Genomic DNA, 5471 nt, shown 5'->3' on the forward strand with positions numbered 1-5471 from the left:
TAAAGAGGCGTATTTGTAATGGATAAATGAATGTTTCGCCCTTCCGTATTCGTGGCCTTTAATTCATAATGTACCGTTTCTCCCTGCAATGTTCGCTCATAAAATTTGTATACCCGTTCACTGTCTGCCTGTGGGAGCCACTGTTCTAAGTGTACAAAACGTTCTTCCATTCCATTGAAAAGCAAGGATAACTTTTCGTTTGAATCAATGAGTTTTAGCTCACGGTTTAATACGAACACAGCGTCTGGATATTGGTCTAACAGCAATGAATCAATATTGATAATTTCGTTTCGTTGTTCAACTTCAATATCTGATTCCAAAATCTGTTTCCAATGACGAAAGAATCCCATATGATAACCTCCTGGTGTGACAAAAGTCACAAAACATTGTTCACATTTCCATTATATTAAATTTTCGCGTCAAAAATATGTATTTATTTTGAAAATAAGGTTAGTAATCTCTCTTTTCATTAAAAAAATTTTTCTACAGTTCAAATCACATCATCTGAAAGACAAAAAAACACCACAATCATCTCAGCAATGATTGTGGTGTTTCAGCTTATTGTTTTTCCAACACATAGCTCGCGTAGGCAGGGACTGTGACTCTGCCAGTCATACGTTTGATTGTCTTCGTTCCAGCGCGGTCCCCGTCGACAATCACGTTCCACGTTCCTTTTGGAAGTTTCACGGATACAGCGTTCGGGTTTGCGTTATGTGTGATGTACAAGTCGTTCTTTTGTCCTGGTGCGTCTTCATCAATCAAGTACGTGATGACGTTCGCCTCAGACTTGTAGAATTTCAAGAAGCGCTTCACATCAGCCGCTTTCGTCATGCGGAGACCAGGATTTGCTTTCCGCATCTCAATCAAGCCTTTCATGTATTGGACGTCCGCCTTACGGTCGGCTGCCCGTTTCCAGTCTAGCTGATTGATTGAATCCGGTGATTTGTACGAGTTATGGTCTCCTTCTTTCGTACGCATGAACTCCTGACCAGCGTGAAGGAATGTCGTACCTTGGCTCGTCAAGAGAATGCTCGAAGCGAGGCGGTGCATGTCTGTACGCACTTCTTCAGAAGCGTCAGGATTCGTCAACTCCAACTTGTCCCAAAGCGTATGGTTATCGTGTGCTTCGACATATGTGATTGCTTGCGTCGGTTCTTTCGTGAACCCTTTGATCATGTCGTTATACGTGATTTCCCCGACGATTCCTGTCTTCACGCGGTTCTCCATGCCTTCTTTTCCATTGATGAAGCCATTGTCTTCATCATAGAAGACGCTACCTTTCAATCCATCACGGATGTTGTCATTGAAGTGAGCAACACCAGGCATGTCGTAGGCGTTCTTTTGGTTCGCTTTGAGTTCGGCGTCAAGTGGCGTGCCGAGATCCCAGCCTTCACCGAAGACGAGAATCGATTTGTCGACTTTATTCAATTCTGCACGAACTTTGTTCATCGTATCGACATCGTGGATTCCCATCAAGTCAAAGCGGAAGCCGTCCCAATGATATTCTTTTGCCCAGTAGACGACTGAATCGACGATGAGTTTTTGCATCATCGCACGCTCAGACGCTGTATCGTTCCCGACACCTGTTCCGTTTGCGAAGTCGCCACCTGCCGTATAACGGTAGTAGTAACCCGGTACGATTTTGTGAAGGTTAGATGCCTGCGCGTCGAACATGTGGTTGTAGACAACGTCCATGACGGCACGTAAGTTGTTGTCATGTAGCCCTTGAATCATTTCTTTCATTTGACTAATCCGCACTTTAGCATCGTATGGGTTTGTCGAATACGATCCTTCTGGTGCATTGTAGTTTTTCGGGTCGTAGCCCCAGTTGTACGTCGCCGTCGGGTTCGTTTCGTCGACAGAAGCCGTGTTATAGTCATAGACCGGGATGAACTGGACGTGTGTCACGCCAAGGTCTTTGACGTGGTCGAGTCCCGTCTTCGTCGCTGTCTTCTTCCCGTTCTCAATCAAGCGAGTTCCTGGTTGAACAACACCGAGGTATTTGCCTTTATGGCGGATTCCTGAATCATATGTGTTCGATGTGACATCAAAAATCGAGAAGTCACGGACGTGTGTCTCATAGATGATGGCGTCCGTTGCGTTTTTCAACTTCGGCTTCATTGAGTTCCAACGTTTCGGATTTGTTTCTTTCAAGTCGACGATGACCCCTTGGTCACCGTTCACACCGACAGCTGTCGCATACGGATCGACCGCACGGACTTTCCCTGTCGCATGTGTCACTTGATACGTATACCCGACACCGTCGAGGTCGCCGCGTACTTCAGCCACCCACGTGCCACGTTCCCCACGTTTCATCTGGATGACTTTTTTCAAGTCTTTGTCGTTCGCTGGTCGGTCTTTCGGCATGTTCCATAGCTCGAGCTCGACTTGTTGAGCAGTCGGTGCCCAAAGAACAAATTGAGTTTTTGATTTTTGGTACGTGATACCAAGCTTTCCATTATAGGCATACTTCGCATCAAACTCTTTTGAACGAAGTACTTTTCCTGCTTGAAGCGTCTGTTCACCAAACTCAGGATGTGAGGCTTTGATGACTTTTGCTAAATCGATATCTTCTTTGAATTCAATTGTGACCGACTTGTCACCAGCCTTTGTGATGGCAGCGACAGTTGCACCATCTACCGTCACTTCATCGATGAACGCATCCGTAATGACGCGGTTCGTCGTGAGAGTTGCTTGACGGAACGTGTCCGCCGAGAATGAGACGAGTTTCGGTGAGCGATCGATTTCAGGCTCTGAATAGTAAATCGTCGAATCTCCTTCAACGAGCCAAATTTCTTTCGCTGAACCAAGAACGAAGCGATCTTCCCCGTCTTTCTCCGTCCATTCTCCTTTTTTCGCGATCAAGCCCATAAGTTTTTTAGACTCCGGGTTGGCGAGCTTGACGTTTGCCACACCACCGAATGCATCCGTCTCGTCAAACGCGATGCTCTGACCGTCCCCACCGTCTGGCCAAGCCCATAGGCCCCAGTCCGTGTATGTATTGTCGTAACGGAAATAGTGAACTTTCATATCGATCTCCGTTGAAGCCGTCTCCCCGTCCGGGTTTGACGTATAAATCTTTGGATCACCTGACTTGATCCACACTTCTGCGACACCATCCTGAATCATGTCGCTCGTGATGAAGCGGTCGTTCTCAGACCCTTTATCTTTGTCCCAGTTGTCCGTTCGAACGATGAGACCAATTTTTTCAGGTGAATCGACCGGGAATTCGTAAGCCGCCACCTTTCCGAATGCATCTTCCCCATTAAACGTGAAGCCTTTGTTGGGGAAGTAATCTGGGCCATTCGCCCAAAGCCATAAGTTCCAATCCTTTTCGTTATCCGGCGCCTCTTGATAATGGACGACGACGAGTGTCGACTTGCCTTTATCCAAAGCGGACGTCGGCATCGGAAACATTGACAGAATTAGTGCAAACGTTAGCACAACTGCCCATACGGGTTTCCATTGCTTTTTGACCATGAGGGTCCCTCCTTGTAGCACTATTTTGAGAAAACGCTTACATAAAAATTGTAAACGGTTTCCTTTAGCGAAGCAACGTTATTTTAGAAAAGTGGAAATCAATTGATGTTTTTTCTTGAAAAGTGATTGCTTTCCATGAATGGAGACTGTATATAGAATTTAAGGAGGAAAAAATGAATTGCTGTCACTTACAAACTTAATTAATAATCTTATTGCCAACGCGAGCCTTTTGCTCGTGGGCCTGTATCTGATTTCACGTTTCACGAAGCTTGGATTCACAAATAAATTGCCGATTCGTCGGCGCATCACCATCTCCATCCTCTTGGCCGGACTCTCCATGCTCATCACCCTTCATGGTGTGCTATGGAACGCCCAAGCGGACTTTCAATACGGATTCATCCCGCTCATCATCTCTGCCTTATACTTTGGAGTTTCTGGTTTACGCATTACGTATGTGACGAGTATCATTCTCCTTCCGTTCATCGTACCTGGAGAGACGCTTCTGATCATCACTCTCCTCGATTACTCTGTCGCGGCAGGGATCGCATTCTTATTTTTACGAAAACGTGAACGGATCAAACCGACTCAAGATATCCGAACTGTCAACGTGATTAGCCTTACATGTATCGCACTTTTCTCTGCATTCAACATGACCAATTACAAAGAACCAAGCGCATATGTGATCACACTCATTTGGTTTTTATTGATTGGATACGCCACAGGTTTGTTCTTACATATCGTCTATGGCGGAATCCGTAAAATCGAACGGTCTCGACGTTTGATCACAAAGTATAAAGAGGCTGCGTATACGGATACATTGACAGGTCTAGGGAATCGAAGACAATTTGACGAAGAAATGAAACGAGTCGATGAAGAAGTGTTTACGTCACCGCATGAGATTGCGTTGTTATTCATCGATATCGATCACTTTAAATCAGTCAATGATACATACGGACACGATGCAGGTGATGCGATTTTAGTCGAACTCGGTCAGCGTCTATCTGGAATCGCACGAGCAGATGACATGGTATGCCGAAACGGCGGAGAAGAGTTCTCTGTTTTACTTGCCGATTGCAACCTTTCGCAAGCCATATCAATTGCGAATCGCTATTTGATCGAAGTCTCGAAACAACCTTTTCAATTGCCCGATGCATCGATGCTTGATGTCACCATTTCAATCGGAGTATCGAGCACTTCTGAACGAAAAGTCATCACGTCCACTCAACTGATTAAAAAGGCAGACATCGGGCTTTATGTTGCCAAACGGAATGGGCGAAATCGGATTGGAAAATGGAATCAACGAAAAGCTAACTAACCTCTCACGCATGCGTGAGAGGTTCCTTTTATAGCTTATTCCATTCCTCGAGTGACTCCAAATACCACCGATAGCTTATCTTGATTTCTTCATCTGTCAAATCTGCTGGCAAAAGCGAACGTGGCACGAGACCCGTGAACTTAGCGCCTCCGACATGCGCAAAAATATAGGAGCCGACTTGCTCCGACATGTATCTCGTCAAAAAGCCGGTCACATACTTTCCATCCTTGCTCTCGAAGACGATGTCGAGTCGACGTCCTTCCTGTTCATCGATGATCAACTGGTTGTATCGCCGATGTTCTTCGTCCTTATGCTTATACACCGTCCCACGTCTTGCGTTGTCATCAATCTCCCACTGATGGTCTTTTCTCTCTTTCGCCGTAAAGATTTTCTCGAGTATTCTCGTTAAGCAACAAAAGATATGTTCATACGAGAGTTGATCGTCGTTTACCAAATCCATGATGTCCGTCTTCGGGATGATTCTTGCCTTATAGCGCACCATCACGCGGCGGACGACCTCTTCTTTATCAAAAATCAACCACTGCTTCCGACGTTCAAACTTTTCATGTAGTATCTTATCATTCATACGACTCACCTCACGTTTCAGCATATCAAAAAACGACGCCCGCAATGGACGCCGCCTTATTCAGTTCCCGTATTTTTTGAACAACTGATA

At 45.5% G+C, this 5471-nt stretch carries 4 protein-coding genes; 1 reads left to right on the top strand and 3 read right to left on the bottom strand.

Annotated elements, in window-relative coordinates:
• Both ON063_RS14135 and pulA read right to left on the bottom strand, forming a co-directional pair.
• Positions 1 to 350, bottom strand: a 350-nt coding sequence (locus ON063_RS14135) for a PAS domain-containing protein (protein WP_274665557.1), incomplete at its 3' end; no start/stop codon positions are given.
• A 208-nt stretch (positions 351 to 558) separates the two neighbouring features.
• Positions 559 to 3480 (bottom strand): type I pullulanase, encoded by a 2922-nt coding sequence (gene pulA / locus ON063_RS14140; RefSeq protein WP_274665558.1) that lies wholly within the window; start codon positions 3478 to 3480, stop codon positions 559 to 561.
• A gap of 178 nt (positions 3481 to 3658) precedes the next feature.
• Here pulA and ON063_RS14145 point away from each other — a divergent pair, with 178 nt between their 5' ends.
• Entirely contained in the window at positions 3659 to 4795 is a 1137-nt protein-coding gene (locus tag ON063_RS14145) for a GGDEF domain-containing protein (RefSeq protein ID WP_274665559.1), read from the top strand.
• 28 nt (positions 4796 to 4823) lie between these two features.
• Here ON063_RS14145 and ON063_RS14150 read toward each other — a convergent pair whose 3' ends face one another.
• Positions 4824 to 5381, bottom strand: coding sequence for a hypothetical protein (locus tag ON063_RS14150; RefSeq protein ID WP_274665560.1), 558 nt, complete (start codon positions 5379 to 5381; stop codon positions 4824 to 4826).
• Between the last annotated feature and the right edge of the window lie 90 nt (positions 5382 to 5471).

The sequence above is a fragment of the Exiguobacterium sp. B2(2022) genome, assembly GCF_028823655.1.
GTDB lineage: Bacteria > Bacillota > Bacilli > Exiguobacteriales > Exiguobacteriaceae > Exiguobacterium > Exiguobacterium aestuarii_A.